22 protein-coding genes are annotated in these 26775 nt (G+C 72.2%); 10 read left to right on the forward strand and 12 right to left on the reverse strand.

Annotation, left to right across the window (positions count from 1 at the left end; genetic code table 11):
- Window positions 1-9: 9 nt before the first annotated feature.
- Complete coding sequence (locus AABA78_RS32145) at window positions 10-753, reverse strand: ABC transporter ATP-binding protein (RefSeq protein WP_440588519.1); 744 nt, start codon at window positions 751-753, stop codon at window positions 10-12.
- Window positions 753-1997, reverse strand: coding sequence for an efflux RND transporter periplasmic adaptor subunit (locus AABA78_RS32150; protein ID WP_338269070.1), 1245 nt, complete (start codon window positions 1995-1997; stop codon window positions 753-755). Before AABA78_RS32150 ends, AABA78_RS32145 begins: the two co-directional genes overlap by 1 nt.
- Window positions 1998-2217: 220 nt before the next feature.
- On the opposite strand from AABA78_RS32150, the gene AABA78_RS32155 reads away from it, so the two are divergent.
- The 3 genes from AABA78_RS32155 to AABA78_RS32165 all read left to right on the forward strand — a co-directional run bounded on the left by AABA78_RS32155 (window position 2218) and on the right by AABA78_RS32165 (window position 5553).
- The gene (locus AABA78_RS32155; protein WP_338269072.1) at window positions 2218-3321 is read left to right on the forward strand and encodes a hypothetical protein; all 1104 of its coding nucleotides are present in this window, start codon (window positions 2218-2220) and stop codon (window positions 3319-3321) included.
- Between the two features lie 114 nt (window positions 3322-3435).
- Window positions 3436-4983: a class I adenylate-forming enzyme family protein gene (locus AABA78_RS32160; protein WP_338269075.1), complete on the forward strand. Its 1548-nt coding sequence runs from the start codon at window positions 3436-3438 to the stop codon at window positions 4981-4983.
- A gap of 201 nt (window positions 4984-5184) precedes the next feature.
- Window positions 5185-5553 carry a response regulator gene (locus tag AABA78_RS32165; RefSeq protein WP_338269076.1) on the forward strand — a complete coding sequence of 123 codons (369 nt, stop codon included), beginning with the start codon at window positions 5185-5187 and terminating at the stop codon, window positions 5551-5553.
- A gap of 15 nt (window positions 5554-5568) precedes the next feature.
- Here the strand turns inward: AABA78_RS32165 and orn are convergent, their stop codons facing one another.
- The 3 genes from orn to AABA78_RS32180 form a co-directional block, all read right to left on the reverse strand.
- Complete coding sequence (gene orn, locus AABA78_RS32170) at window positions 5569-6120, reverse strand: oligoribonuclease (protein ID WP_171413422.1); 552 nt, start codon at window positions 6118-6120, stop codon at window positions 5569-5571.
- 234 nt (window positions 6121-6354) lie between these two features.
- Window positions 6355-6810, reverse strand: coding sequence for an archease (locus AABA78_RS32175; protein WP_338269078.1), 456 nt, complete (start codon window positions 6808-6810; stop codon window positions 6355-6357).
- A 65-nt stretch (window positions 6811-6875) separates the two neighbouring features.
- On the reverse strand, window positions 6876-7562 hold the full coding sequence (locus AABA78_RS32180) for a phosphoribosyltransferase (protein WP_338269080.1): 687 nt from the start codon (window positions 7560-7562) through the stop codon (window positions 6876-6878).
- 136 nt (window positions 7563-7698) lie between these two features.
- Between AABA78_RS32180 and AABA78_RS32185 the strand changes: the two genes are divergently transcribed.
- Together AABA78_RS32185 and AABA78_RS32190 are read left to right on the forward strand one after the other, a co-directional pair.
- Entirely contained in the window at window positions 7699-8610 is a 912-nt protein-coding gene (locus AABA78_RS32185) for a ribose-phosphate diphosphokinase (RefSeq protein ID WP_171413419.1), read from the forward strand.
- 11 nt (window positions 8611-8621) lie between these two features.
- The gene (locus AABA78_RS32190) at window positions 8622-9374 is read left to right on the forward strand and encodes an enoyl-CoA hydratase (protein ID WP_338269083.1); all 753 of its coding nucleotides are present in this window, start codon (window positions 8622-8624) and stop codon (window positions 9372-9374) included.
- A gap of 79 nt (window positions 9375-9453) precedes the next feature.
- Here AABA78_RS32190 and AABA78_RS32195 read toward each other — a convergent pair whose 3' ends face one another.
- Window positions 9454-12042, reverse strand: a complete 2589-nt coding sequence (locus AABA78_RS32195) for a M1 family metallopeptidase (RefSeq protein WP_338269084.1) — start codon at window positions 12040-12042, stop codon at window positions 9454-9456.
- A 260-nt stretch (window positions 12043-12302) separates the two neighbouring features.
- Here AABA78_RS32195 and AABA78_RS32200 point away from each other — a divergent pair, with 260 nt between their 5' ends.
- A complete protein-coding gene (locus tag AABA78_RS32200) occupies window positions 12303-13337 on the forward strand; it encodes a lysophospholipid acyltransferase family protein (protein ID WP_338269086.1) in 1035 nt (344 codons plus the stop codon).
- 91 nt (window positions 13338-13428) lie between these two features.
- On the opposite strand, the gene alr is transcribed toward AABA78_RS32200, so the two are convergent.
- On the reverse strand, window positions 13429-14658 hold the full coding sequence (gene alr / locus AABA78_RS32205; protein WP_338269088.1) for an alanine racemase: 1230 nt from the start codon (window positions 14656-14658) through the stop codon (window positions 13429-13431).
- Between the two features lie 306 nt (window positions 14659-14964).
- On the opposite strand from alr, the gene AABA78_RS32210 reads away from it, so the two are divergent.
- Window positions 14965-15825, forward strand: a complete 861-nt coding sequence (locus tag AABA78_RS32210) for a transcriptional regulator (RefSeq protein ID WP_338269090.1) — start codon at window positions 14965-14967, stop codon at window positions 15823-15825.
- 88 nt (window positions 15826-15913) lie between these two features.
- Window positions 15914-16570 carry a metallophosphoesterase gene (locus AABA78_RS32215; RefSeq protein ID WP_338269092.1) on the forward strand — a complete coding sequence of 219 codons (657 nt, stop codon included), beginning with the start codon at window positions 15914-15916 and terminating at the stop codon, window positions 16568-16570.
- Window positions 16571-16591: 21 nt separating this feature from the next.
- On the opposite strand, the gene AABA78_RS32220 is transcribed toward AABA78_RS32215, so the two are convergent.
- Window positions 16592-18163 (reverse strand): serine hydrolase, encoded by a 1572-nt coding sequence (locus tag AABA78_RS32220; RefSeq protein WP_338269094.1) that lies wholly within the window; start codon window positions 18161-18163, stop codon window positions 16592-16594.
- Window positions 18164-19490: 1327 nt separating this feature from the next.
- Between AABA78_RS32220 and AABA78_RS32225 the strand changes: the two genes are divergently transcribed.
- Window positions 19491-19808, forward strand: coding sequence for a hypothetical protein (locus AABA78_RS32225; RefSeq protein ID WP_338269095.1), 318 nt, complete (start codon window positions 19491-19493; stop codon window positions 19806-19808).
- Window positions 19809-19865: 57 nt separating this feature from the next.
- Here the strand turns inward: AABA78_RS32225 and AABA78_RS32230 are convergent, their stop codons facing one another.
- On the reverse strand, window positions 19866-20462 hold the full coding sequence (locus tag AABA78_RS32230; RefSeq protein WP_338269096.1) for a DUF11 domain-containing protein: 597 nt from the start codon (window positions 20460-20462) through the stop codon (window positions 19866-19868).
- Between the two features lie 136 nt (window positions 20463-20598).
- Here AABA78_RS32230 and AABA78_RS32235 point away from each other — a divergent pair, with 136 nt between their 5' ends.
- On the forward strand, window positions 20599-21666 hold the full coding sequence (locus AABA78_RS32235) for a hypothetical protein (RefSeq protein WP_338269097.1): 1068 nt from the start codon (window positions 20599-20601) through the stop codon (window positions 21664-21666).
- A gap of 16 nt (window positions 21667-21682) precedes the next feature.
- Here AABA78_RS32235 and AABA78_RS32240 read toward each other — a convergent pair whose 3' ends face one another.
- The 3 genes from AABA78_RS32240 to AABA78_RS32250 are packed head-to-tail and all read right to left on the reverse strand — an operon-like array spanning window position 21683 to window position 26606.
- On the reverse strand, window positions 21683-22573 hold the full coding sequence (locus AABA78_RS32240; protein ID WP_338269098.1) for a zinc ribbon domain-containing protein: 891 nt from the start codon (window positions 22571-22573) through the stop codon (window positions 21683-21685).
- 23 nt (window positions 22574-22596) lie between these two features.
- Window positions 22597-24924, reverse strand: a complete 2328-nt coding sequence (locus AABA78_RS32245; protein ID WP_338269099.1) for a serine hydrolase domain-containing protein — start codon at window positions 24922-24924, stop codon at window positions 22597-22599.
- Window positions 24921-26606 carry a GDSL-type esterase/lipase family protein gene (locus AABA78_RS32250; protein WP_338269101.1) on the reverse strand — a complete coding sequence of 562 codons (1686 nt, stop codon included), beginning with the start codon at window positions 26604-26606 and terminating at the stop codon, window positions 24921-24923. The genes AABA78_RS32245 and AABA78_RS32250 overlap by 4 nt, the downstream gene beginning before the upstream one ends.
- Between the last annotated feature and the right edge of the window lie 169 nt (window positions 26607-26775).

The raw sequence follows: 26775 nt of genomic DNA on the forward strand, positions 1-26775 counted from the left end.
CCCCGTCCTTCAGCGAAGCTGTTCGTCCTGCACGACGCGGCCGTCGAAGAGGCTCACCGTGCGCGTGGCGATGCGCGCGTGCGCCGGGTCGTGCGTCACCATGCAGAGGGTCGAGCCCGCCTTGTGCAGGTCGGACAAGAGCTGCATCACCGCCTCGCCGTTCTTCGAGTCCAGGTTGCCCGTCGGCTCGTCCGCCAGGAGGATGAGGGGGTCTCCCGCCACGGCGCGCGCCACCGCGACGCGCTGCTGCTGGCCGCCGGACAGCTGCCCCGGCAGGTGCCGCGCCCGGTGCGCCATGCCCACGCGCTCCAGGGCCCGCTCCACGCGCTGCTTGCGCTCCTGCGCGGGCAGTCCGCGGTAGGTGAGCGGCAGCTCCACGTTCTCGAAGACGGTGAGGTCGCCGATGAGGTTGAAGCTCTGGAAGATGAAGCCGATGTGCTGGTTGCGCACCTTCGCCCGGTCCGTGGGCGACAGCTCCAGCACGCTCCGGCCATCCAGCAGGTAGCTGCCGCGCGTGGCGGTGTCCAGGAGCCCCAGCACCGCGAGCAGCGTGGACTTGCCGGAGCCGGACGGGCCCACGATGGCCACCCATTCGTTCTGGCGGATGGTGAGCTGGATGTTGGAGAGGGCGTGCGTCTCCACCTCCTCCGTCTCGAACACCTTGGTGAGCCCGTCGAGCTGGAGCAGGGCCCGGCCCGGCACCGCGCCCGGCACCACGGCCTTCGCCTCGCTGTCGTTCGTCATTGTCGTCATCATCGCAGCCTCACGCGCTCCACCGCATCCCACGCGGTCATGTCCGACAGCACCACCTGATCACCCTCTGAAAGTCCCTGCACGACCTCCACCGCGTTCACCGAGCCGCGGCCCAGCTTCACGGGGATGCGCACCGCCTCGTCGCCGCCGGGCAGGAGCCGGAAGAGCGCCAGCGTGCTCTCCGCCTGCGCTCCCGCCGGACGGCCCACGGACAACACGTCGTCCAGCCGCTCCAGCTCCACGGTGCCCTCCACGGTGAGGTCCGGCCGGGCACCCCTGGGCAGCGTGTCCGGCAGCGACACCTCCACGCGCACCGTGCCCTGGCTGGCCGCGGGTGCCACTCGCGCGACGGTGCCCTCCACGATGCCGTTGCGCGTGTCCACCTGCGCCTTCAGGCCCGGGAGGATGTCGCGCGCCTGCGTCTCCGCGATGCGCAGCTCCGCCTTGAGCCGGTCCGGCTTCACCACCTTGGCCAGCAGCACGCCGGGCGTCACCCACTGGCCCAGCTCCAATGGCAGCTCCTGGAGCACGCCGTCCTCGCCCGCGAGCACCTTCATGGACTCCACCTGCTGGCGGCGGAAGCGGGCCACGGCCTTCAGCCGCTCCACCTGCTCCTGCTGTGAAGCCAGACGCTGACGCAGGCTCTGGGACATGACGTCCAGGCGCTGGCGCTCCAACTCCAGACGCTGGCCGGCCTCCTGTGCCTTGTCCTGGGCCTGGCGCGTCTCCAGGTCGCCGGCGAAGGACTTCTGGAACAGCGCGGTGTTGGCCTGCGAGCGGCGGGCGGCGTCGGCGGCCTCGGCGGTGAGGGCGGCCACGGTGGCCTGCTGGGACAGCCGCTGCGTCTGGAGCACCTCGCGCAGCTCCAGGAAGTCGCCTTCGGCGCTCGCGAGCTGGCGTTCGGCCTCCAGGGCCTGGAGCTGCACGTCCGGGTTGGACAGCTCCAGGAGCAGCGTGCCCGCGGTGACGGTGGCGCCGGGCTGGACGTGGATGCGCTCCACGCGGCCGGCGGTGTCGGCGGTGAGCCAGCGGATGGACTCCGGCACCAGCGAGCCCGTGCCCTTCACCTGGCGCACCAGCGGGCCGCGCTTCACCGTGTCCAGCCACACCGAGGCCTTGTCCACGGTGGGCGCGGCGGGACGCAGCCGGGAGAGGCCCACCGTCACCGCCACGAGCGCGGCGAGGCCCAGGGCGGCCAGGAGATAGGGTTTGCGGCGGGGTGCTCGAGCCTTCGGGATGTCCACGGCCTCAGGGCATAGCGAGCCGCGTGCCAGGGCTTCGAGCCGGGACAAGCCCCTGGAAACACGGGGCTCTCGGAGGGGAAGCCGGCCGCGCTGACCGCCTGCGCGAAAGGCGCGTCCCAGGAACGGACACCGTGAAGCAGTGTGCTGGCGTTGAATAGAAACAGCGTCAGGCCGTCTGCCTGCTCGCTTCAATTCCCACACATTTTCGAGGAACACCCCGATGCGCTCCACCGCCCTCCGGATGCGCGCCAGCATGCTGCTGGCCGCGACCCTGCTGCCGTTCTCCGCCCTGGCCGACGCCATGTACCTGCAGCTCAAGGACGTGGGCAGTGACGTGGACGCCGCGGGCCTGGCGGCGGCGACCGTGGCGGAGCGGACGCGCTACGGCATCGAGGAGGCGCTGAAGACGTCCTCCACGCAGGCCATCTTGATGGACCCACAGCACGAGGGCGCGCCGGACCTGACGCTGAGCGCGAAGGTGACGCGGGCCGGAGAGAAGTACCGGCTGACGTATCAGCTGGCCACGACACACGAGCCGGTGCGCACCAAGACGCTGGCGTACGAGTTCGTCAATCCCAGCCTGAGCGACAAGGGCTCGGTGGCGATGGCGCAGGCGCTGCTGGCCGAGGCCCAGAAGCTGGAGGCCGCGAGCGCGGAGGTGCCGGCGGTGGCGGCGGCGGAGGTGCCGGTGGCCTCCTCGGGGGAGTCGGGCTCGGAGGCCAACTGGGAGGGCTATTCGCAGCGGTCGGACGGGGCGGCGGCGGAGGGGATGGGCCAGGACTCGACGGGGCGTGCGCAGGAGATGGAGGCGCCGCGCCGGGGCGGTGGCCGGACGAACCTGGACCTGGGTGTGGCGCTGGGCTTCAACAGCCCTTCGGGCATCTTCGGCGGTGAGATTGAGTACCGGGCGACGCCGGTGCTGGGCCTGAACCTGAGCGGCGGCACGGGCGCCTGGGGTCTGCGGGTGGGGCCGGTGGTGCGCCTGTATCCGCTGGGCGAGACGCGCACGAGCCCGTTCCTGGAGGGAGGCATGAGCTTCAACATGGGCGGCAAGTCGACGACCACCCTCACCTTCAACGGCGAGTCGGAGGAGTTCACGACGGACAAGCTGCTCACGCCGGTGGCGACGCTGGCGGTGGGCATGCGTCAGTCGATGGGCCCCATGTACCTGGGCCTGCGCGTGGGCTGGGGCTTCCGCCTGCGTGAGGACAACTGGCGCACGTCGGACGGCCGCGACCCGAACCTCCTGGATGATCTCGACATCGCCACCAGCCAGCACGGCGGCTTCCTGTGCAGCGTCACGCTGGGCGTGTCGGTGTTCTGAGACGCCGTAGGCAAATGGCTGGAGCTTCCGCCAGGACATGGAAGCCCAGCCGGCAATAGCAGCGGAGGACATGCGGCCTCCCATCCCCGCCATCAGGCGCTAGGCTCGCGCGCCATGCCGGACTCCCTGCTCGAAGTGTTCCTGGACCACGCCCGTCACGAACCCGCGCGCCCGCTGCTCTCCTTCGAGGGGAAGCGCTACACGCGCGGCCAGCTCGCGGAGCAGGTCAACGCGTTCGCTCGCGGACTCAAGGCCCGGGGACTGACTCCCGGTGACCGCGTCGCGCTCTTCCTGGAGAACAGCGACGCGTTCGTCATCACGTGGCTGGGGGTGCAGGCCGCGGGCTGCGTCGCCGTGCTCGTCAACACCGCGTACCGCCAGGTGGAGCTGGCCCACATCCTCTCCGACGCGGAGGTGAAGGTCTGCGTCACCGGCACCTCCGGGGCCTCGGAGCTTGCGCCGCTGCGTGAACAGCTCCCCGCGCTGCAATGGCTCATCACCGTGGAGCCGCCTCCACCGGGCCTGCCCGCGTCCCTTCCCACCGTTGGCTTCGACGCCATCGTGGAACAGGGCTCGGCCTCCACCGTGGACCTGCCGCTGCCTCGCGCGGAGGACCTGGCAGTGCTGGGCTACACGTCCGGCACCACCGGCCGCTCCAAGGGAGCCATGCTCCAGCACCGGCAGCTGCTCGCCAACGTGCGCGCCGTCACCGAGGCGTGGCGCTGGACGGACGCGGACCGGCTCCTGCTCACCCTGCCGCTGTTCCACACGCACGGGCTCATGGTGGGCCTCCATGGCACCCTGTTCACCGGCGCCAGCGTGGACCTGCGCCGCCGCTTCGTCGCCTCCGAAGCGCTCACCGCCCTGCGCGACGACGCGTCCCTCACCCTCTTCTTCGGCGTGCCCACCATGTACGGCCGCCTCCTGGAGGAGTCCCGCCGCACCGGCGTGACGCCGCGCCGCTTGCGCCTGTGGGTCTCCGGCTCCGCCCCCTTGAGCCCCCAGCTGTGCCTGGACATCGAGGCGCGCTTCGGCGCCCGCATCCTGGAGCGCTACGGCATGACCGAGACGCTCATGAACACCACCCAGCCCTACGACGGCGAACGCCGCCCCGGCACCGTGGGCATGCCCTTCCCCGGCCAGGAGGCCCGCGTCGTGGACGTGCGCTCCCGCCAGCCCCTGCCCCGCGGTGAGACGGGCGAAATCGAGGTCCGCGGCCCCCACGTCTTCACCGGCTACTGGCGCCGCCCGGACGCCACCCAGGAGGCCTTCGACGCGGACGGCTGGTTCCGCACCGGCGACCTGGGCGAATGGGACCCCGACGGTTTCCTGCGCATCACCGGCCGGGCCCGGGAACTCATCATCAGCGGTGGCTTCAACATCTATCCCCGTGAAGTCGAAGAGGTCCTCACCGCGCACCCCTCCGTCGCCGAGGCCGCCGTGCTGGGCCTGCCCGACCCGGACTTCGGTGAGCAGGTCGTCGCCGTCATCGTCCCCCACCCCGGCGCCCCCACCGACGCCCAGGCCCTGGTGGACTGGTGCCGCGAACGGCTCGCCGCCTTCAAGAAGCCGCGCCGCGTCGTCTTCACCGACGCCCTGCCTCGCAACGCCCTGGGAAAGGTCCAGAAACACGTCCTCAAGGAGCGCCTGGCCGCCTCCTAGGACACATCCGCCGCCATCCACACAACAGAACCCACATCGTCCACTGGCCGAAATCGCGGGAGGACCTACCTTCTCCGGCAAGAGAAAATGGAGCCTCATCCCCGTGAAGTCCCACCCCGCCCGCCTCCCGTCCCACCTGCTCCCGGCCTCCCGGCTGGCAGGAGCGCCGGGCCCTGTGCGGACGGTGGAGGGGAGCCCCGAATGAAGCGGTTGCTCATCGTGGACGACGAGCTCGCCATCGTGGAGGCACTGGAAGACATCCTGTCGCTGGAGGGCTACGACATCGTCACCGCCTACAACGGCGACGAGGGCCTCCAGCGGCTCCTGGCCTCCAAGCCGGACCTGGTGCTGCTGGACCTGATGATGCCGGTGATGGACGGCGGAGAGCTCTTGCGCCGCATCCGCGCCCACCCGGACCTGCAGGACCTGCCCGTGGTGGTGATGAGCGCGGGCCGCCTCACGGACGAGGAGCGCAACGCCAGCTCCCACTTCCTGGCCAAGCCCTTCGAGCTGGACGACCTGCTGGGCACCATCGCGAAGCAGCTGCCCGCGGAGGGCCCCCGCGCGTAGCGCGCGTTGCTCGGCTCAGCCCGGCGTCGCGCGGAAGAGGATGTCCCGGTAGTACTGCAGCTCGCTGATGCTGGAGCGCAGGTCCGCGAGCGCGGTGTGCCCGCTGGGCGGCTTGCGCGGCTCCACCAGCGCCGGGTACCAGGCGCGCACCAGGACCTTGAGGCTGGTCACGTCCACCATGCGGTAGTGCAGGTAGCGGTCCACCATGGGCATGTGGTCGATGAGGAAGCGCCGGTCCGTGTGGATGGAGTTGCCCGCGAGGATGCCCTCGCCCAGGTCGCAGAACTCCGCGATGAAGGACGTCACCTCGCGCTCCGCCACGCGCAGGGACGTGTTCGACGCGCGCACCTTCTCCAGCAGGCCGTTCTTCGTGTGCATGTCGCGCACGACGGGCTCCATGCGCTGGAGCATCTCCTCCGGCTGCCAGATGACCCGCTCGAACTCCCCCAGGGGGCGCAGGTCCGGGCCGGTGACGATGACGCCCACCTCGATGATGCCGCAGGTCTCCGGATCCAGACCCGTCATCTCCAGGTCGAGCCACACCAGGCGGGTGTCACGGGAAGCCATGTCCGAAGAATCCTTGTCGCGAAGGGAAGAGACGTCCCTATAGCAGCCCGGGGCCCCCGCGCACTCACTCCGTGGACGAATCGTCCCGCCGCGCCCGCACGTCCACCTTGGATTCGAGCGTGCGGTGCACGGGGCACCGCTCCGCGACGCGCGGCAGCCGCGCGCGCTGCTCCTCCGTCAGGGGACCCTCCAGCCGGACGAGCCGCCGGGGAAGGAGACGGCCCGCACCGGCATCTAGAAGTCCACCAGCGCCTCGGCGGTCCAGACGCCCTCCGGCCCCTGGCGCACGGACACGTCCGTGAGCGACGCGCCCGTCAGCGCCACGTGGGTGCCGTGGCGCGCCTGGCCCGCGCGCTCGCCGAAGCCGTGGCCGAAGAGGTTCAGCCCGTCCAGGCGCACCGCGAAGCACTGGAAGCGCAGGCGCCGGCTGGCCATGGCGCCCACCACCTCCCGCAGCCAGTCCGCGAGCAGCTGGTCGTGGTCCACCGACTGGCAGGTCACCTCCAGCTCCTCGTGCGCCTCCACGCTCCGGGGGTCCGTCACCAGCGCGGAGAGCCCGAGCGCCGCCATCTCGAAGGCCTGCTCCATGGAGCGGCCCACGCCCCGCACCCCGAGCAATTCGGCGCGCGTGAAGTGCTCCCAGTGCGTCCGGGGCCTGCGGTCCTCCGCCTGCAAGGTTTCGACGTCCATACGTCCTCCTCGTGTCCTCGTCGTGCCGTGTTCCACGCCCGCGCCAGCCACGCGCGGGCCGTCTGTCAGAACCACCACCCGCCCGCCACGTCCGGCGCCGCGCTCCCGGTCCGCGCGGGGCCGGCCTCCCGGGCGCGCGTGAGCCAGCGCCGCAGCTCGTCCTGGTTGAGCGCGGGGAAGGCGTCGTAGGCCTCGGAGACCTCGCGCAGCGCGGGGTCCAGCGTGAGCGCGTGCACCGCGTCCGCGCGGCCCCGCACCAGCTCCAGCGCGCGCGGCGTCGCCACGCCCACCGCCACGACGCGCTGGCGCACGCCCTGCTGCTTCAGCCCCAGGAGCGCCGCGGCCACGGTGGCGCCCGTCACCATGCCGTCATCCACCAGCAGCACCGTGCACCCGCGGACCTTCGGCGTGAGGCCGCCCCGCAGCTGCCGGGCCTGCCGCTCCACGTCGTCCACCTCGTCGTGCACGAAGCGCTGGAGCGCCTCCCCGGGCAGCTTCGCCTGGCGCGCGGCCTGGGGGTCCAGGTACAGCCCGCCCCCTTCCGACACCGCGCCCAGCGTGAGGCGGCTGCCCGGCACGTGCAGCCGGCGCGCGACCCACAGGTCCAGGGGCTTCTCCAGCGCCCGGGCCACCTCGTACGCCACGCGCAGTCCGCCGCGCGTCAGCCCCAGCACGCACACGTCCCCGGAGCGGTAGGGCGACAGCACCCCCGCGAGCTTCTGTCCGGCCTCCGCCCTGTCCCGGAAACGCATCCGTCCGCCTCCCCTCCCCCGACAAGGTGCGCTTTCCACCAGAGCGCGGCGGCGGAGGCGCGGACAGTGGCTCCGCTGGCGGGATGCCCGGGAGGCCAGGGCACCGCGAGCGAATCCCGCGCTAGGGTGCGGCCTCATGACGCCATTCGCCCTCGTCGTCGGCAGTGCCAGTCCCCACCTCGGCCGTGCGCTCGCCCAGGCGTCCGGCGCGGCCCCCGTGGGAGTGAAGCTGGAGCGCTTCCCGGATGGAGAACTGCACATCGAGGTGCCCCCGGAGGAGGTGCGCGGCCGCCGCGTCGTCCTCCTCCAGTCATCCACCCCGCCCGTGGGGGAGCACCTGCTGGAATTGCTCCTGCTGGCGGACGCGTGCTGGCGCGCGGGCGCCGCGTCCATGGAGGCGGTGGTCCCCTACGTGGGCTACGCGCGGCAGGACCGGCGGGCCCGGGCGGGCGAGCCCCTGGGCGGCCGGCTGGTGGCGGACATGTTGTCCCATGGACGCTTCTCCCGCGTGTTCACCGTGGACCTGCACAACCCGGCCCTGGAGGGCTGCTTCGGCGCCCCGCTGGAGCACCTGTCCGCGCTGCCGCTGCTGGCGGACGCGCTGCGCCCCCACGTCACCGACACCACCGTGGTGGTGGCGCCGGACCTGGGCGCGGTGAAGCGGGCGGAGGCGCTGGCGAAGCTGCTCGGCCGCCCGTGGGCGGTGGTGCACAAGGCGCGGCTGAGCGGCGAGGACGTGGAGACGCTGGGCCTCTTGGGCCAGGTGCGCGGCATGCGCCCCATCCTGGTGGACGACATGATCTCCACCGGCGGCACGCTGGCGGCGGCGGCGAAGGAGCTGAAGGGCGAGGGGTGCGTGGACGACTTCATCCTCGCCACCACGCACGCCCTCCTGGTGGGCCCCGCGCTGGAGCGCCTGCACGGCGTGCCCGTGAAGCGGCTGGTCAGCACGGACAGTGTGGAACCGCGCCAGGACCTGCCCTTTCCCCACCAGACGGTGACGCTGGCCCCGCTGCTCTTGCGCGCACTGCGGCCCGACGCGCGTTAGGCTGCCCGGCCATGTCCGACACGCTTCTGACGCAGCTCGACGCAGGGGTCTTCTCCGTCACCTTCAACCGGCCGGAGAAGAAGAACGCCTTCACCCACGCCATGTACGAAGCGGCCACCGCCGCCCTCCTGGAGGCGGACCGCCGCGACGACGTCCGGGTGGTGCTCCTGTCCGGCGCGGGCGGCGCGTTCACGGCGGGCAACGACATTGGCGACTTCCTGGAGCACCCGCCCACGGGCGAGGACAGCGCGGTGTTCCGCTACCTGCGCGCCCTGGCGGGCCTAGCCAAGCCGGTGCTGGCGGCGGTGGAGGGCGCGGCGGTGGGCATCGGCACGACGATGCTCCTGCACTGTGACTACGTGGTGGCCGGGGAGAAGGCGCGCTTCAGCATGCCCTTCGTCAACCTGGGCCTGTGCGCGGAGGGCGCCAGCAGCCTGCTGCTCCCGCGCGCGGCGGGCTTCGCGCTGGCGTCGGAGCTGCTGCTGTTCGGAGACCCGTTCGACGCGGCCACCGCGCTACGCGCCGGCATCATCAACAAGGCAGTCCCGGAGGCGCAGCTCAAGGACGTGGCCCTGGAGCGCGCCCGCGCCCTGGCCCAGCGTCCCGCCCAGGCGCTGAAGGTGACCAAGGCGCTCATCCGCGGCCCCCTGCGCGAGCAGGTGGAGACCGCCCTCAAGCGCGAGGGCGCGGAGTTCGTCCAGCGCCTGGCCTCCGACGAGGCGAAGGAGGCCTTCATGTCCTTCATGTCGCGCGGCCGGAAGTAGTCCCGCTCCCTTCGCGACGAAGGCTCTACCCACCGGGTCCGCGTGCATGTCACGCGGACCCGGCGTCGTTTCATGTGCCTTACCGGGGCGCGGGCGGCGCCTGCGGCGTCTTCGGCTTGCCGGACAGGAACGTCCCGATGCTCGCGCCCTGGGCCTCCTTCAGCGCGACGCACTGGTCCACGATTTCGAGCACCTGTCGCAGCACGCGCTCGGAGCCGGGGAGCTTGTCCGCGCGCGGCTCGAAGAAGGCGGCCAGCTCCTTGCGCTTGCCCGCGTCGCAGTAGCCGGCGGCCATGTACGGCAGTCGGGAGCCCATGCCCTCCGGCAGCAGGCCGGGCTTGTCGTCGGTGCCCACCAGCGCGTCGAAGTGCGTCTTCAGGAACTCCACCGCGGTGTCACGGGTGCGGGGGTCGCGCGACGCGCCGAAGAGCAGCCACAGGTTCTCCCGCATGTCCTGCTTCGGGTCGAGCAGCAGCTCCAGGTTCGCCTTCACCAGCTTCGGGTCCGCCACGCGGGACAGGCCGCCCAGCAGTTGCTGGCGCTGGTAGCGGTCCTTCTCCCCGCGCAGGGCCTCCAGCAGCTTCGCGTGGAAGGCCGCGTCCCCGTGCTGCGCGGCGATGGAGAGCACCGCGCCCACCACGTCCGCGGACAGCGCCTTGCGGTCCTTGAGCCACTGGTCCGCCAGCGTGCGCGCCTCCGCGACGAGCTTCGGGTCGTCGCCCTCGTTGCCGGCGAGCTCCAGCAAGCGCGGGCGCAGGAGGCGCAGGTCCTCGCTCTCACCGGGGCGCGGCTTGAAGCCCAGCTTGCGCGCGCGCGGCCCGAAGGTGTCCCGCACGTAGCGGGCGCGGTCCGCGTCCTGCGCCTCCGTGAGCAGCCGCGACGACACCAGGTCCATCAGCTCCAGGCCCGCCTCCAGCACCTGCCGGTCCGGGTCCTCCGCCACGCCCGTGAGCAGGGGCAGCGCCTCCGCCGCGGGCATGAGCCCCGCCTGCGCCAGCGCCAGCGAGTCGCTCAAGAGCACCACGCGCTCCGCGCGCGACAGCTTCGTCAGGCCGGACTTCATCAGCTTGGCCCGCGTGTCATCCGCCAGCCGCAGGCGGTAGTAGCCCGCGCCGTCCGCGTTGGGGAACACCCAGGCCGGGCAGGCCTTGGCCTCCGGCAGCGCGACCTCCGCCTTCTCCTCCGTCATCAGCGTGCACGCGGTGGCGTCCTTGCCGGCGCCCGGGTACTTCACGCACACCGGCACCTTCCAGGACTGCGCGTCCGGGGCCTTGGAGCCCAGGCGCACGTAGCGCTGCTGGGTGAGGGCCACGCGCGGCTTGCCGCCGTCGCACAGCAGGGTCGCGGTGATGAAGGGCGCGCCCGTCTGGTCCAGGAAGCTGTTCATCACCTGGGCCACGTCCTTGCCGGACTCCTGCGACAGCGCGTCCAGGAAGTCCTTCGCGGTGGCGTTCTTGCCCGCGTGCGCGCGGATGTAGCGCTGGATGCCCTTCTGGAACACGTCGCGGCCCAGCCACGTCTCCGCCATGGACAGCACCGCGCTGCCCTTGCCGTAGGTGATGCCGTCGAAGGCGTTCTGGATGTCACCCGCGTCCTGGATGGGCTGGCGGATGAAGCGCGCGGCCACCAGGCTGTCCGCGTCCAGCGCGCCGTTGCGGTCCTGCACGCGCTCCACCGGCGCGTCCCACGTGGGCTGCCACGACTCCAAAATGCGCGGGGTCATCCACGAGGCGAAGGACTCGTTGAGCCACAGGTCGTCCCACCACGCCATGGTGACCAGGTCGCCGAACCACTGGTGCGCCAGCTCGTGCACCTGCGTGCCCGCGAACGCGCGCTGGCGGCCCACGGTGTCCTCCTCCGGCTTCGCTAGGATGAGGCGCGAGTTGAAGGTGACGAGGCCCGGGTTCTCCATGGCCCCGCCCATCAGCGGCACCGCGAGCACGTCCAGCTTCTCGAACGCGTACGGGATGCCGAAGTACCCCTCCAGGCGCTCCAGGATGTCGGGCGTCACCTTCGCGGCCCACGCGGCCTCGCTGGCCCGGCCGCGCGGCGTGATGATGCGCGTCTTCACGTGCTTCTGCCCCGCGTCGCGCGCGGGCAGGAAGTCGAACGGGCCCACGCCGAACGCGACAAGGTAGCTGGGCAGGGGCTGCGTGGGCGCGAAGCGGTAGATGTGCCAGCCGTCCGCGCCCTTCTCGTCCGCGAGCTGCGGCGTGTTGGTGACGGCCACGTTGCCTTCCGGCACGTGGAAGGTGAGCTGCCACGGCACCTTGAAGCCGGGCTCATCGAAGGACGGGAAGGCGCGGCGGGCGCCCAGCGGCTCGAACTGCGTGTAGATGTACCAGTCGCCGCCCTCGTTGACGCGGAAGGCGCCGGAGTTCTCGCGCTCGGACGCGGTGCCCGAGTACGTCAGGTGCAGCTTCGCGCCGCCCACGGCCAGGGGCTTGTCCAGCGTCAGGCCCAGGAAGTCCTCGCCTGCGGTGGAGGCCTTGAGCGTGTGCGTGACGCCCGCCTGCTCCAGCGTGGCCTCCTTCACGATGAGGCCCTTGCCGTGCATCCAGATGACGTTCGTGGCCTTGGCCACCTCCAGCATGACGTCGACGGTGCCTTCGAAGGCCTCCGCCTTCGGATCCATCTTCAAGACGATGGAGTACTTCGTGGGCCGCACGTCGTCCGGCAGCCGCAGCGTGGGAGGAGTGGGCGCGGCGGCAGCCTGAACGGCAGGCGGCGTTTCAACGGCACCGGGAGCGGGAGCGTTACCCTGACGGGCACCGCATGCCGCAAGGAAGGTTGCGGTGGCCAGGGCCACCGGACGGAGCAGGTTGGGCATGGCCGCGCAGTGTGGACCAGAGCAGCCTGCCAAGGTAGCGACGAGCGAGCGGCGTGTGGCCTTGCTGTCAGGTCGTGTTCGCGGTGGAGTGCGCCGCCGTGTCCGCTCCCCTCTCCTCGCATCCGCTGCCATCGCAAACGAACACCCCTCCCGAGGGGAAGACGCCGCCGGAGCACCTGCGCCGCATCATCGGTTCGCCGCCGGGTCCCGTCGTGGCGTTCCTGACGCGGGGCGTCTGGGCGCTGCTCACGTGGCTGTCGCCCGCCGCACGCGATGCGCTGGCGCGCTTCGTCGCGAGCCTGGCCTACACGCTGGGCATCCGCCGCAAGGTGGCGCTGGACAACCTGGCGCGGGCGCTGCCGGAGAAGAGTGAAGCGGAGCGCCGCGACATCGCGCGCGGCGCGTACCTCACCATGGCGCGCGTGGTGGTGGAGTCGCTGCCGTCCGGGGACCGGATGACGCCGGACTGGGACCAGCAGGGCATCGTGGGCGAGGAGGCGTTCGCGGCGCTGAAGGCGCACGTGGCCACGGGCAAGGGCGCGCTGCTGGTGACGGCGCACTTCGGCAACTGGGAGCTGGTGGGCCAGATGCTGATCCGCTGGGGCATCCCGCTCAACGCGCTGGTGCGGCCGCTCAAGGGCGCGCTGAACACGCGCATCGCGGTGAACCGGCTGGGCGCGGGCGCGGGGCTCATCTACCCGAAGGGCGCGATTCAAGAGATCACCGACGCGGTGAACCGCGGCGAGTCCGCGTACATGCTGCTGGACCAGGCGCTGCCCGCGAAGTCCGCGGTGTTCGTGCCCTTCTTCGGCCAGCTCGCGTCCACGACACCCGCGATGGCGGTGGCCGCCGAGCGCACGGGCGTGCCGGTGTTCGTGGTGATGGGCGTGCGGCCTCCGGGCCCGGGCGCGCGCTACAAGCTGGAGGTGGAAGGCCCCATCCTCCCGCCGAAGCCCGGTGAGTGCGCGGACCCCATCACCGAGCACACCGCGCGAGTCACGGCGGCGCTGGAGCGCGCCATCCGCCGGCATCCGGAGCAGTGGCTGTGGCTGCACCGCCGCTGGAAGGTGCAGCCCCCTGCGGTCGTCACCGCGCCGTCCCCGGGACTCACCGAGGGCACGCCGCAGAAGTAGCGCGGGCTCGCGCGGCGTGAGCGCTGGAAGGTGCGGTCCTCAACGCGCGTCACCGCGCTGGAGGCTCCGGAGGTACGGCCCGCGAGCCGCGTTACTCCACGACGACGCGGCGCAGGTGCGCGCCCAGGCGCGTCACCAGTTCGTAGTGGATGGTCTGCGCCCAGCCGGCCAGGGACTCGGCGGACACGGACTCCTCGCCATCGCGGCCCAGCAGCGTGGCCGTCACCGGACGCTCGTCGGACGAGGCGCGCGTCACGTCCACCATCAGGTGGTTCATCATCACGCGGCCCAGCACCGCGCACCGCCGCCCGTTCACCAGCACGTGCGCCTTGCCGGACGCGAGGCGCGGATAGCCGTCGTAGTAGCCCACCGGCAGCACCGCGATGCGCGTGGGCTCCGGGCAGCGGTAGGTGCAGCCGTAGCCCACGTAGGCACCCGCCGGCAGCCACTTCACCACCTGGCTTTTGCACCGCCATGACAGCACCGGCTTGAGCACCGGCAGCTCGCCCAGCACCAGCCGCGCCGACAGCCGCGTCTCCGGTGAAGGCCACAGGCCGTACAGCGAGATGCCCACCCGCGCCGCCTCGTAGCGCGCCCGGGGCAGCACCAGCGCCGCGGCGCTCGCGGCGATGTGCCGCTGCAACGGCTTCGCGGGCTTCAGCTGCGCGGCCAGGTGCCCCAGCGCCGTCTCGAACGCGTCCAACTGCGCCAGCGCGTACCCCTGCTCCGTCACGTCCTCCGTGTTGGCGAAGTGGCTGAGCACGCCCACCGGCTCGAACACGTCCGGCGCGTCCGCGAGGAATGCCGTCTCCCGCGGGAGCTGATCCAACGTGAAGCCCTCGCGGCCCAGCCCCGTGTCGATGTGCACGTGCACGCGCAGGGGGCGCGTCAGCTTCGCCGCGCGCAGGGAAGGCACCGCGTCCGCCCAGGAGCGGTCCGCCACCACCACGTCGATGCCCTGCTGCGCCAGCACGACGGCCTCTTCCGGGGCCACCGCGCCCAGCACCACCACCTGCCGCGCGGGCAGGCCATGCGCGGCCTCGTGCGCGCGCACCGTGAGCGCGTCCTGCGGGGCGATGAAGTAGAGGACGTCCACGCCCGCGTGCACCAGCGGCAGCACCTGCGCAAGCCCGTGGCCGTAGGCGTTGCCCTTGAGCACCGCGCCCAGCGCCCGGGGCGTGGGACCGGAGGACTCCAGCGCGCGGAACGCCGCCACGTTGTGCCTCAAGTGGGACGCGCTCACCTCCAACCACGAGGAGTACACCGCGTCACCGGGCCCGGCTCCGAGCCCACCACCGAGCCCACCACCGACTTCATCCACGTTCACACCTCCGCACCAGCCGACGTCCCTCCCGCCTCTACCAGCAAAGCGCAGGCCATGGGCGGCCGTGGCCGGAGGGCCACACGGGGTTGGATGCCGCTCGGGCGGACGAGGGCAAGAGGGGGAGCCCCACATGGCCGGGCGGGCGTGCGCGGGTGGACACGCGGGGTCCGGAGCGTATCCCGGGGGACACCTGACAGGTGGGAGCCCCGGCGCGACATGTCGGGTGACCCGGCGTCGCGACAGGGGCCGGTGGTAGTGTCCTGTCCCGTGGCCGCCCCGGACCTGCCCCTAGCCCAGGCCTTCATGACCGCTCGAGGAAAGACGGAGCCGGCAGGCGCCCTCTCCGTCCTCCAGGAGCGGCTGGCCCAGGCCCTGGAAGCGGCCCGGCAGTCCTGGCCGGACATCCCGCTGGAGGGCTCGCGCTTCGCGGCGCACCTGGCGCGGCTGGTGCCCGCGGACGGCCAGGAGGAGGCCTGGGGCAGGCTGCACATGGCGGACGTGTACCTGGCGCGGGCGGCGGCGGACGGGCTGCCCTCCGCGCTGGCCACGTTCGAGCAGCGCCTCATGCCGGAGGTGGACACGGCGGTGGCGCGGCTGAAGCTGCCCCCGGCCGGACTGGACGAGGTCCGCCAGGCGCTGCGGCAGCGGATGCTGGTGGGCAGCGCGGAGGCCCCGGCGCGGCTGGCGGCGTACCCGGGCACGGGGCCGCTCGCGGGCTGGGTGCGCGCGGCGGCGCTGTGGCTGGCGCTGGACTGGCAGCGCCAGCGCTCGGGGCAGGCGCAGTCGGAGGACGGCGACCTGTCCATGCTGGTGGCGCCGGGGGACGACCCGGAGCTGGCGTACCTGAAGCAGACGTACCGCGCGGAGTTCACCGCGTCCTTCCAGGCGGCGCTGGCGGCCCTCTCCGCCCGGCAGCGCAACTTCCTTCGGCTGAAGTACCTGGACGGGCTGGGCATCGACCAGCTGGGGGCGCTCTACGGCGTGCACCGCTCCACGGCGGCGCGGTGGGTGGTGGGCGCGCAGGAGGAGCTGCTGGACGGCACGCGGCAGCGGCTGACGGAGCGGCTGCGGCTGACGCGCTCGCAGCTGGACAGCGTGCTGCGGCTCATCTCCAGCCAGCTGGACGTGAGCCTCAGCCGGCTGTTGCGCACGAAGGCCGAGTAGTAACGCGGCGCGCGAGCCCCCGTCCGCACGCGAGGCGCCCGAGAATCCGGGCAGGGCATTCGTGGACAGTGCGTTAAAGAGAGGGGAGATGCGAACGCTCTTCATCGGAGATGTGCACGGCTGTTCCGCCGAGCTGGACGCGCTCCTGAAGGCGTGTGACTGGAGCCCCGGCGACCGGGTGGTGCTGGTGGGCGACCTGGTGGCGAAGGGACCGGACTCCGCGGGCGTGGTGCGGCGGGCGCGCGAGCACGGCTTCCAGGCGGTGAAGGGCAACCACGACGCGCACGTGCTGCGCTGGCACGGCGGGCACGCGGCGAAGGGCAAGAAGCTCAAGCCGGAGCACCGGCAGGTGCTGGACACGCTGTCGGCCGCGGACTGGGCCTACATGGCGACGCTGCCCTCGTATCTGCACTTCCCGGACCTGAACGCGCTGGCGGTGCACGCCGGGCTGGTGCCGGGGGTGCCGCTGACGGAGCAGAAGGAGGAGTTCCTCTTCAACCTGCGCAGCATCGCGGCGGACGGGACGCCGTCGAAGCGGCTGGAAGCCGGCGAGCCCTGGGGCAGCCTGTGGAAGGGCCCGGAGCTGGTCATCTTCGGCCACGACGCCATGCGCGGCCTGCAGAAGCACCCGTTCGCGGTGGGGCTGGACTCCGGCTGCGTCTACGGCGGCAAGCTCACCGCGTACGTGCTGCCGGAGGGCCGGTTCTACTCCGTGCCGGCGGCCCGCGCGTACATGGCGCTGTAGGCGCGGGCCGGGCCCTGGGGCTCAGGGCTTCGCGCTCAGCGTCTGCACGGCCCGCAGGGCGTTCTCGTTCTTCGGATCCGCCTTGAGCCGCTTCTGGAACACGGCGAGCGCCGCGGCATTCCTGCCCGCGTGCAGGTAGGCCATGCCCAGGCCGTCCTGCGCCTCCGCGTCGTCCGGGAAGAGGACCGCGTTCGCCTCGAACACCCTCAGGCCGTCCTCCACCTTGCCGGACATCATCAGCCCGTAGCCCACCTGATTGAGCACCTGTGGCGGCAGGCCGCTCTCGCACTTCGCCTTCCGCGCCCAGGCGATGACCGCGTCCGCGCCCTTCACGCGCGAGAGCAGATCCGCCGTCGTCTCCGGCGACTTCAAGTGGTCCGGCAGGGGCTTCCAGCCGTACTCCGCGCCGATGCTCGCGATGAGCCGCTCGAAGAGCAGCGGGCCGTTGTCCGAGTTGGCCATCAGCACCACGCCGCTCCCCGTGTCTCCCAGCGTCATCACCGTGGCGGTGAACCCGTCGTTCCACCCGCCGTGCTCGAAGCGGTCCGGCGCGTCCCCCAGCATGTAGCCCAGCCCGTACGGCCCGGACTGCTTCGTGAGCATTTGCTGCGCCATCGCCTGCGACAGCACGCGCTTCGACTTGCCGGCCTTCGCCTTCGCCACCTCCAGCTGGAGCAGCGCCAGGTCGGACGGCGTCGTCCACAGGCCCGCGGGCGCCAGCTCCGGGTACACCTTCCAGCGGCCCTCCACGGCCTCCCCATTGGCGCGCGTGCCCGCGGCCGTGCGCGCGGCGAGCGCCGGGGGCAGCGGCTGTGCGAACGTGCTGTGCTTCATCCCCACCGGGTCCAGCACCGCTTCCTTCATGAGCTGGGGGAAGGGCTTCTTCGCCAGGTCCATCAGCAGTCGCTGGACCACGACGTAGCCGCCGCCGCTGTAGCGGTTCTCCGTGCCGGGCACCCTGTCCACGCGCACGGCCTCCGTGTTCGCGGGCTTCACGCCGTCGAGAACCTGCTGGAGCGTGGGGAGCGGCTCGCCCGCGCCGTAGCCGGGGAAGCCGTGCACGGTGAGCCCCGCGCCGTGGCTGAGCAGCCGGCGCAGCGTCACCTTCTGCTCGCGCGTGAAGTCGTTGTCGGGGACCTTCCAGGACTTCAGCGCGTCGTTGACGTTCGCGTCGAGCGACACCCGGCCCTGCTCCACGGCGCGCAGCGCGGCCATCGCCGTCACCGGCTTGCTGACGGACGCGGCCTGGAACAGCGTCTCCAGCGTGACGGGCTCCCTGCCCCCGGCCTGCGTCACGCCATACGTCTTGCTCCACACCAGCGCGTGGTTGTCATAAACCGCCAGGCTCAGGCCCGGGATGCGGTACAGCTCCATCCAGCGCTGCACGGAGAGGGCCCGCGGCCTCTCCCCCGGCAGCTCCAGCGGCGCGAGGCCCGCCTCCACCCGCGCGATGCGGGCGGACTCCTCGGGCCGCGCGGTCCACTGCGTGACGGGCGGCGGAGGGGCCTTGGGAACGTCCGCCGCCGTGAGCAGTGCGACCGCCGTACAACCCAGGAACCACACCGGGACGAAGCGAGGGACGGCTTGGGGCATGACGCACTCCGGGGTTGACCCACGGGAACGGAGGGTCAACCTACGAAGCCATGACTGTCTTTGGGCCTTGGCCGCTCCTTGTGTTCGTCATGGTTCCGTCATGACGCGCGTTTGTCTTTGTCAGTACGGCAGGGCTTCGCCGCGCGCCTGCCACAGCTCCAGCGCGCCCGTGCCTCCGGACACCGCCGGGCCGCACTGGCCACGCTGGCGGCGCCCAACCCCATGGGCACCACGGCCGCGACGGCGGTCAAACCCTTCTATTGGAGCATTGCAAGCGTGCTGGCCGCGGCCGCATGGGGCGGCATGGCGATTCAGGTCCCTCTTCCTCAATCGCTATGGTTCTTCCATGAGCCCACCGCCCCCCTTCCTCTTGTCTTCGTCACGGCCCCTGATGGGACGGCGTGCCTTGCTGGGATGGATGGGAGCCCTCGCCCTCGCTGGCTGCTCTCGGGAAGGACCGACTGGAGCCCGGGCGAAGCCGCTGCGAGTACCCGTCCCCGGCTGGCGTGGGTTGCTGTACTTCAAGCAGGAGCGTCCAGGTTCGCGGCGTGACTTGTGGATTCAATCCCTGGATGGGCTGCGGCACCACGCACTCACGGACAGCGGGCGGCTGGCAGGCTGGAACCGTCCCCAGGTGGAAGGCCCCCTCAATGGGGCCTGCATCTCGCCGGATGGGACCCGCGTGGCCTATGCGGAGCGCCATCCCGCCGCTTCGGACGGAGCGAGCCTCGCGCCCGTGCAAGCCTGGAACGTGCTGCTCGTGGTCAATGCGGATGGCGCGGGCCGACGCATCCTCGTGGACCTGCGTGACCTGCCCTCTCCACCGAAAGGAGCCCGGGCCAGTTCGTTCATCTGGTCCTCGGACGGAAAGCATCTGGCATATGCCCTGGAGCTCCCCGGTCCTGGCTGCGAACTCCTGAAGCTGTACACGGTGGATGTCGAGTCAGGCCGGGTGACGGACGTCCCGCTCGGTCCCGTGCAGGGAAAGCCCCAGCTGTTGGCCTGGGCCCCTTCCCGGAACGAGTTCGTGTTCACTCTTCAGTGCGGCACCACCGGAGCGCAGCGCCTCTGCGTCCTGGACATACCCACGGGCCGCATGCGGGCACACGCGGCGGAATGGCCTGCCGTTTCGCCTGACGGCGGTCATGCCTTCGTCACGACCTCCACTCCGGAGGGAAGGAGGGCATCCCTGCTCGCCCTTGATGCAGCCTTCACCTCCGAGGCGCCATTGGGAGCCTTCACGGGAAGATTCAACTGGTACAACCAGCGCCCAGGGGGACTCTTCACGGCGGTGACGCCCGAGCCACCGACGACGGAGTGCGCGGGAGTGACGCCCCCACCGCAGCGCTTCTATCGATGGGCCACCCAGACACGCACGCCTCCGCAGGTGCGCCAGGATGCGACCGCCTTCACGGTCCTGGCCTTCTCGCCGGACGACACCCAGGCCCTGGTGAACATCCTCGTTGGCCGGGACGACTCCCAACCTGGCTTCTGTGGTGAGGGCTGGCTCCAGCGGCTCCACCTCGTCCAACGGGACGACCTGGAGAGCGACCTTCCGCGTGAGCAACTCCTCGCGAGAAGCACGCCGCTGGCCCCCTCGACGCCGTGGCCAGGGCCGTCGCTCTACATTGGCTGGCTGCGCTGACAGCGCCGTGGACCCGCCAGGAAGAGGCCGGACCCACGGCACCCTGCGTTCAGCGGACTACTCGCACACGTTGCTGCTGTTGCAGCTCTGCCCCGTGGAGCAGGTTCCGCAGCTCGCGACGCTCCGGACGACGCCGCAGTTGTCGGTGGCACTCACGGCCCCGCACGTCTTCGCCAACCGAGCACACAGCTGCGCATCCGACTCGCAGATCGCCTCCACCTCCTCCGAGGCCTCGTTGTTGCTTTCGATTGTCTCCTGAAGGCTCGTCGTCACCCGGGCCTCATAGGAGAAGGAGCCCGGCACCCGTGGCCGCAGCGTGCCCCCCACGCTCGCCGAGGCGCTGGGGGCCATGGCGCCCAGCGTGCAGACCAGCGTCTCCTCGAAGTGGGTGCATTGGCCCTGGGAAGCAGTCGCCGACACGTACTCGGTCTCCTCGGGCAGCTCCGCGGTCAGCACCACCTCCGGCTCGGACCGGGTGCCGGACTGAGACACTCCGAATGTGTACACGACGGGAGCGCCCACCAGCACAGGGTCGGGATTCGCGGTCACCGTCAGCGCCACATCGACGGTGCCGGAGATTTCACACGCATCGCCATTGCCATTGCCATTGCCATTGCCATTGCCGTCCGCCTGTCCCGCATTCGCGACCGCCACGCAGTTGTCCGTGAGGTTCGGGACACCGTCCAACGGCTCCGGCGACGCTCCGGATGTGGGCTCCGGGTGTCTTCCGCACGCACCCGGGGCTCTGACATATTCCATGGAGGTCATCTTTTTCCGGGAGGAGTCCACCATGGTCCGCACCTCGAGCCTCGTCAGCGCCCTGCTCCTCGTGAGCGCCTGCCAGAAGGCCCCGGAGACTTCGCCGGCCGCGCCTCCCGCGCCGGAGGTGGTGCCGGTGAAGACGGCGCCGTTCTCGCTGTCGGTGCTCCAGGACGCGGCGCCGTCTGGCTGTACGTGGCTGCGCCTGGAGTCGGACGGAAGACGCAGGGCGCTGGTGACAGTGGATGCGGCGTGTGACGGGCTGCAGCTCGCGTGGAGCGCGGATGGGAAGCACGCGGCGGTGCGGGACCCGGCCGGCAGCGCGCGGGGGCCCGGGCGCGTGTGGCTGGTGGACCTGACGTCCGGGCAGGGGGCGGCGCAGCTGTTGCCGGAGGAGGGGCTGACCGGCGCGGTGGGGTTCGATTCGGTGGGGCGCCTGGTGGCGCTGACGGCGCACACGGGCGAGCTGGTGCGGCGCGACGGCGCCTTCCTCTTCGAGGGCCGGCGCATCCCCCTCCCGGAGGAGGACGAGGGCGCGGGGCTCGCGCACGCGTACCGGCTGGAGGCCGGGGCGTGGAAGCGCATCGAGACGGTGGCCACGCGCGGTGACGCGGACGCCGTGTTCGCGCTCACCACGGCGGAGATGCTGGTGTCCTCCACGGTGGCCGGGGACCCGGAGTCGCTGGTGGCGCAGGGGCTGGACGAGGGCGGCCAGGACGCGGTCCGGCTGGACGCGGTGGTGCCGCGCCGGGGCCACGACGTGTTCGGCGGCTGGGCGCGCATGGAGTCGCGAGGCGGCCCGCTGTTCGCGTGGCAGACCGCGGGCGAGCAGACCGCGCTGATGATGCCGGTGCGCTGGGAGATGGAGGACGGCCACCTGGCCGAACCCGAGGGCCTCGCCCTGCCCGCCCGGAGCCCCGTGCGCGCGATGGCGCGCGGGGACCTGCTGCTGCTCGCGGGCGCGACGCAGGTGCGCGTCTACGACCTGGGCTCCCGGCGCCTCGTCGCGTCGCTCGACGGCTTCCGGGCCGCGCGCTTCTGGCCGGAGCCGGGTTCGCGGGTGCCGCGCGGGGCCACGGCGGCGTCCGGGCAGCAGTAGGCGCGGTGCGTGACGCTCAGCCCTGCGCGCCCAGGCCGCTCTTGAAGGCCGCGAAGATGAAGGCCCCGTAGACGCCACCGCAGAGGCAGCACGAGAGCACGGGCACCAGGAGTGCTCCCGCCAGCGCCGTGCCCCAGCTGGTGCGGTGCAGCGTGCGGTAGGCGAAGGCGCGCAGGCCCATGGCCCAGAAGGGCGCGGCGTACACGGCGACGAAGGGAATCACGCCGACGATGTACGGCGCCTGCGAGAGCGCGTGCGCGCGCATCGTCACGGAGAAGCCCCGCTCCACGCCGCCCATGCGCAGGATGAGGTGGTCCAGGCCCGCGTTAACCAGCGTCATGCCGGTGCTGAAGAAAGGCATCAGCACCGTCCAGGCCGCCATGCCCACCGTCATCCACAGCTTCAGGGTCTTCGGATCCGCGCCACCCGTGTCCGTCTGGGGGACGAGCCCCAGGACGATGCCGATGATCGCCGTGTAGACGATGCCCGTGGTCAGGAAGCCGGCGATCGCGGACAGGAGCACGAACGTCATGGAGCTGCTCACGGGCGCGTCGGGGTTGATGCCCCGGAGCGTGTTCGTGGGCTGCATCAGCAGGCCGTAGCACGTGCGCCAGAACGCCTTGAGCGTGCCCAGCTGCTCGCGCTGGTCCCACGGCAGCTGGCCCAGGGGCTCGCGTTCGTGGCAGGTGACGCAGATGGCCCCTTCCGGCCCCTGGCGCAGGCAGCGGGCACAGGCGAACGCGCCACAGCGCGGGCACGTGGCCACGCTTTGCCACTCGGGGTGCACGGCGCAGACGGGCTCGGCGCTTCCGGGAGCGGAGGCCACCAGCAGCGAGGCCCCACACCGCTCGCACGTCTCAGCGCCGGGGGTGAAGGGGGCCTGACAGGAAGGACAGGAAGGCGTCATCGCCGCGCATCGTAGGCGATGCGCTACGGCTCCGGCGCCGTTTCCGGATCCACGGGCACCGAAGGGGACGTGCTCCCGGCCTTGTCCTGCGCCGGCGCGCTCCCGGCCGGCGCCACGGCACCGGTCGCCTTCGGGGCCCGGGCCTCCTGGGCGGCTCGGGCCTGACGGGCCCGCTTCGCCTGTGCCACCGCTGTCTTCGCCGCGCCCGCGTCCCCCAGCGCCCGCTCCCGCTTCGCCAGCGCGTCCCACAGCTCCGGCGCGTCCGGGTGCAGCGTCACCGCCGCTCGCAGGAGGCCGCGGGCGACCTTCGGCGAACGCGTGTCCAGTAGCCGCCTCAGGAAGCCCGCGGGGGACAGCACCAGCGACCCCTCCGGCGTCTCGAAGGCCTCGCGCACGTGCGGAATCGCCTCCGCCTCGCGGTCCGCCTCCATCAGCCCCACCGCTTGGGCCAGGTGCGCGTCCATCGACTCCGGATGCAGCTCCGTCGCGCGCTCCAGCCAGCGCATCCGGTCCGTGGGCTTGCGCTTCGCCCGGTCCGCCAGCGTGAGCAGCTCGTCCGTGTAGTCCGGCCGCACCTGGGGGGCACGCACCGCCGCCTCCTTCAGCGCGGGCCACACCCGCTCGGGGTCCTTCAGCGCCTCCAGGCGGGAGCGCCGCAGCGCCGGCACCTCCGCGCGCTTCCACCCCGCGACGAAGCGGGCCACGTCGCTCCGCACGGTCGGGCTGAAGCGCTCCGCCTCCGGACACTTCAGCGTCTCGCACGCGGCCAGGTAGTCCGCGAACAAGCCCGCCGCGCCTTGCGTCCGGTACGCGCGCAGCCGCTCCGCGCCCATCACCTTCTCCACCGTGGCCGCCATGTGCGCGCCCACGCGGATGAGGAGCGACTCGCCGCGCGGCTCGTGCGCGCCGCGGATCCGCTCCATCGCGCCCCGGCCGTCCCTGGCGATGGCCGCCCGGTCGAAGAGCGCCGACACCTTCGTGAACGCCCCCGCCAGGTCCGTCTCCGGCGGCAGCGTGCCCGGCCCGCGCGTGGCCCAGTCGTGGTACGCGAGCCCGTAGCTGGCCAGCCGCCCCATGCCCTCGTACACGACCGCGTCCACGGGGTCCGTGAAGTGGCCGCCGCGGCCCGGCGCGCCCTCGTCCAGCACCGTCTCCATCAACCGCAGGGACAGCCGGCGCAGCCGCTTCGCCTCGTCCTCCACGTTGGTGGCGAGCGCGATGGCCGTGTCCTCCGCCGGCAAGATCACCAGCAGCGTCGTCGTCTCCGGCTGCCCGCCCGCGTGCGCCACGATGTAGTGGCCCCTGAGCGGATAGGTCGCGAAGCCCATGCCGTAGTCGGTGATGTGCCCGTCGCGCGTGACCATCGTCGCCTGCATGCGACCCATCGTCTCGCGCGTCACCAGCGTGTGGTCCAGCACCGCGCGAGCAAAGCCCAGCAGGTCCTCCACCGTCGCGCGCGTGCCGCCGCCACCGAAGCGGCTGGTGACGTCCAGGAAGCGCGACGGCTTCAGCGCGGCGCCCGCCACGCGGTAGCCCACCGCCTGCTGCGCGTCGCGCGTGCTGATTTCATCCAGGTCCGCGTGGCTCATGTTCGCGGGGCCGAAGACGTGGTCGCGCATGTACTCGCGGTAGGACTGGCCGGAGGCGGTCTCCACCGCCGCGCCCAGCAGGTTGAAGCCCCACGTCGTGTACAGGTAGCGCGTGCCCGGCTCCGACATGAGCGGCCGGTCCGCGAACATCGCGATGGCCTCCTTCGTCGTCACCGGCTTCGTGTTGTTGCCGGCGCTCGGGCTGTCGTAGGTGGGCACGCCGCCCAGGTGGCCCAGCAGCTGCCGCACCGTCACCGGCCACTGCTTCACCGGGTACTCGGGCACCAGCGTGTGGATGTCCGCGTCCAGGTCCAGCTTGCCCGCCTGCGCCAGCTGCATCACGGCCACCGCCGTGAAGGACTTGGTGATGGACGCCATGCGGTACGTGGTGCGCACCGTGGCCGGCAGCTTCTTCGCCAGGTCGCGGTAGCCGTAGCCGTTCATCCACCGCTGGCCGCCCCGCATCACACCCACGGACAGGCCCGCGGTGGGGCCCTGCTTCAGGTCCGCGCGCACCAGCGCGTCCAGCGCGCGCTGCACCTCCGGCGGGAACTCGGAGGCCTTCGCGCCCGGCTCCGGCGCGACCTTCGCGCTGGACTCCGGTGGCGACGCGGGCTTTTCAGCGGGCTCGGAGGGCGCCGCCTCCGGCTTCGGCGCGGCGGCGGGAGCCTGCGCCACGGGAGCAGGCTTCGCGGCGGGCACCTGCGCGAACGCGGGGCCTGCCTCCAACAACAAACACAGCGCGACGAAGAGCCGCTTCATGGCACCGCCTCCGCGGTCTGGCCGCTTCCACTGCCCGCCGGTGCATCTTCACGCGAGGACGTGAGCGCCGGGGCCGGCACCGCGCCCTCGTTCGCCCATCCCGCCAGCAGCGCGTCCGAGACCAGCTGCCCCAGCAGGTCCAGTCCCTGACCGCGCGGATGCACCAGGTCCTCGTGCATGAACCCCGCCTGATGGAAGCGCGCGAGCGACCCCGCGCCGCCCATCGCCGTGTAGAGGTTGAAGAAGCCGCAGCCCTCGGCGAGCGCCACCTCGCGCTCGGCCTGGATGGCGGCCTCCAGGAACGGCCGCTGCGTCAGGGGCTTGCCCTTCGCGTGGCCGTCCTGCACCGCGTCCATGGGCCCCACCACCATGCACGCGCTGCCGGGCGCGGCGGCGCGGGCGCGGCGCAGGAGCGCGGCCAGGTCCTGGCGCACGGTGGGCAGGTCCGTGCGCTTCCACTCCAGGCGCTTGGACTCATTGCCCCCCAGGAAGAAGAGCAGCAGCTTCGGGTCGCGCTGCGCGAGCTGCGCCTTCAGCGCGTCCTCCTCCAGCCGCGCATACAGCGTGGCGTCCGCGGACGGCACGCCGAGCATGTCCAGCACGACGCCGGGCGCGTCCTTTTGCAGCACAACGCCCTGCACGATGGCGCCCTTGCCTTCCGCGGTGACGTCCAGCCACTTCGCGCCCGCGGGCAGGTCGAAGGACGTGGTGCGGCTGGCACCGTCCCCCTGCGGCTCCGTGCGCGCGAGCACCGCTCCGTCCACGGACACGACCAGGCGGCCCGCGCCCTTCACGTCCTTCCACCACAGCGTCCCGCGCGGCTCGCCGTCCAGCTTGAAGCGGCCCCGGGCGCGGTTCTCGGTGGCCACGTGGTACACGCCGGTGATGCCGAACGGGTGCGGCGGCGCGTGCAGCTCGCCCAGCGTGCGCGGCTGCCAGCCGTTGCTCACGGCGGCCGTGCGCGACCGTCCACCGTAGGGCGCCATGCGGTCCACCAGCAGCGCGCCCCGGCCCGCGTGGCCGAAGCCCGCCACCAGCTCGTCGCGGACCACGTCCACGATGCGGTCCCCCGCGATGAGCGAGTTGCCGAACGCGGCGACGACCGTGGGCGTCTTCGCCGTGCCCTCCAGCAGCCCGTCCAGCGCGCGGAAGAACGGCGTCAGCGCGGACCGCGCGCAGCCGGTGTCACTCGGCTCCACGCACGGATCCTCCACCGCGCCGCCCGGTGCCTTCAGCCGCGTGGCCAGCGCGTGCAGGTGTCCCGCGCGCTCGGTGGTGGGCGGCAGGGCGCGGAACGCGGAGCGCCCCGTGCTCCGGGCCGGCGCGGACACGCTCGCGGAAGAGGGCACCACCGAGGGAGCAGCGGCCGCCGTCAGCTCGCGTGCGGACTCCGAGGTCGCGGGCCGCGCGGATGTCGCCGCCTCACCCGACGAGGGCTGCGCGGAAGCCACTCCGTCGTGGGACGCGAGCTGCGCGGATGCGGGCCGTGCGGACGTGGCCTCGACGGAAGCGGGTCGCGCGGCACTCGCCTCCGGCGGCGGCGCGGAGTCCGTCGCGGGAGCCGTCGTCAGGGGGAACCGGTGTGGGGGTGTGCGGGACTCGCACCCGGGGAGCAGCGCCCCCGCCAGGACAGCGAGCAACCCCGCCCGCCGGAGCCCCCGCGAGACATCGGGAACCTTCATGTGGCCCGCGAGCGTAGACGAAAGGCCGGGGGTGCGCATGTTCTGGACCCCACGCTCGGCCGCCTTGCGGGCCGCCCCGGCGTGGCTTCCCGGACATCGCATCCGTCCTGCATCACACGCTCCGCCCGGACGCCCGCGAGCAAGAACCGAATTTCCCGCAGCCCAGCGC

The sequence above is a fragment of the Corallococcus caeni genome (genome assembly GCF_036245865.1).
Taxonomy (GTDB): Bacteria; Myxococcota; Myxococcia; order Myxococcales; family Myxococcaceae; genus Corallococcus; species Corallococcus caeni.